Source organism: Streptomyces sp. NPDC059900, assembly GCF_050270335.1.
Taxonomy (GTDB): Bacteria; Actinomycetota; Actinomycetes; order Streptomycetales; family Streptomycetaceae; genus Streptomyces.
This window is the reverse complement of the sequence record NZ_JBNNJZ010001018.1, coordinates 1-1,684: the sequence shown is the minus strand read 5'-3', so window position 1 is coordinate 1,684 and position 1,684 is coordinate 1. Positions and strand designations below refer to the sequence as shown.

The following is a 1,684-nucleotide window of genomic DNA, read 5'->3' as shown; positions in this document are numbered from 1 at the left end:
CGTCGGGCCCGCGTTTGGGGGTGTCGATGACCGTGTGGGGGGGGCTGTGCGGGGGGCCCCGGGTGTGGTCCTCGGGGGGGGGGCCCGGGGGGTTGGGTACCCGGCTTTTTTTGTCCGCGTCGGGCCCCACCCCCGCCGTGTGTCCGTAACTTCCGTGGCCATCTACCGATAGTTTTCGGATCACTTCCGGAAGGTGTGTCATGCCAGCCTCCGATTTCTCCCGCCGACGCTTCCTCGGCACTGCCTCCGCCGCCGGTCTGGGGGCAGCCGCACTGACCGCCTGCGGCGGCTCCGACTCCGGCAGCGGGAAGGACAGTTCGGGCCGCACCGTCGTGGAATGGTGGAACATCCAGACCACCGAGCCGTCCAAGACCGTCTGGCCCGAGCGGGCGAAGGCGTTCGAGGCCGAGAACCCCGACGTGCGGATCAAGCTCGTCACGCTGGAGAACGACGCCTACAAGTCGAAGATGACGGCGCTGACCAGCTCCGGAAAACTTCCGGACATCTACCACACCTGGGGCGGCGGCGTTCTGCGCCAGCAGACCGACGCGGGCCTCGTCGAGGACCTCACCCCGTCCATCGAGCCGTGGGCCGACACACTCGTGCCCGCCTCGGTCAAGGCCTACCAGTTCGACGGCAAGACGTACGCGGTGCCCTTCGACATCGGCGCCGTGGGCTTTTGGTACAACAAGGCGCTCTTCCAGAAGGCCGGCATCAGCGCCCCGCCCACCACCTGGGACGACTACCTGGACACGGTCGACAAGCTGAAGGCCGCAGGCATCACACCGATCGCCCTCGCGGGCAAGGAGAAATGGCCCGGCATGTACTTCTGGGCGTATCTGTCGATGCGGATCGCCGGGGTCGAGGGCATGCAGAAGGCCGCCGACGCCAAGGACTTCACCGGCGACGACTTCGTCAAGGCGGGTGAACACCTCAAGGATCTGGTGGCGCTCAAGCCGTTCCAGAAGGGCTTCCTCGGCGATGCCTACTCCACCCCCACCGGAGAGGCCGCCGCCATGGGCAACGGCAAGGCGGCCATGGAACTGATGGGCCAGTGGGCACCCGTCGTGCAGGCCGACGCGGGCAAGGGCCTCGGCAAGGACCTCGGCTTCTTCGCCTTTCCCTCGGTGGCCGGCGGCAAGGGCGCACTCACCGACGTGTTCGGCGGAGGCGGCGGCTATGCGGTCCGCAAGGGCGCGCCGAAGGCCGCAACCGACTTCCTGAAGTTCTTCATGACCGCCAAGTCCGACCGCATCCTGGTCTCCAAGGCCGACACGATCCCCGTCGTCAAGGACGCCACCAGCGCTCTGACCGACCCCAACCTCACGGCGGTCTCCGACATGCTCGGCAAGTCCACCGGCTTCCAGCTCTACCTCGACCAGGCCTACCCGCCGGCCGTCGGCCAGGAGGTCAACGACTCCGTCGCCGCCCTCATCGCCGGCTCCAAGTCCCCCGACCAGGTGACCCGGTCCATCACCCAGGTCGCCAAGAGCCAGTAACAGACAATGACTTCGACCTACGTAAAGGACGCAGCCCAAGCCGTCACCGGGCCGCCGCGGCCGGGCCCCGCCAACCGACGTCCGCTCGCCCGGCGCGTCACCGACTGGCTGACGGCCGTCTCCTTCACTCTGCCCGCCCTCATCCTGTTCGGCGCGCTCGTGCTCGCCCCGATCCTGTACGCGCC

Annotated in this window: 1 protein-coding gene; it reads left to right on the top strand. The window is 68.2% G+C overall.

Features of this window, described 5'->3' with window-relative positions; translation table 11 throughout:
* Window positions 1–200: 200 nt before the first annotated feature.
* Window positions 201–1,499 carry an extracellular solute-binding protein gene (locus ACQKIP_RS46790; protein ID WP_365857062.1) on the top strand — a complete coding sequence of 433 codons (1,299 nt, stop codon included), beginning with the start codon at window positions 201–203 and terminating at the stop codon, window positions 1,497–1,499.
* Window positions 1,500–1,684: the final 185 nt, after the last annotated feature.

Coding starts and splice junctions, on each gene's coding strand:
- ACQKIP_RS46790 (WP_365857062.1), top strand. CDS start 201: ATGCCAGCCTCCGATTTCTCCCGCCGACGCTTCCTCGGCACTGCCTCC.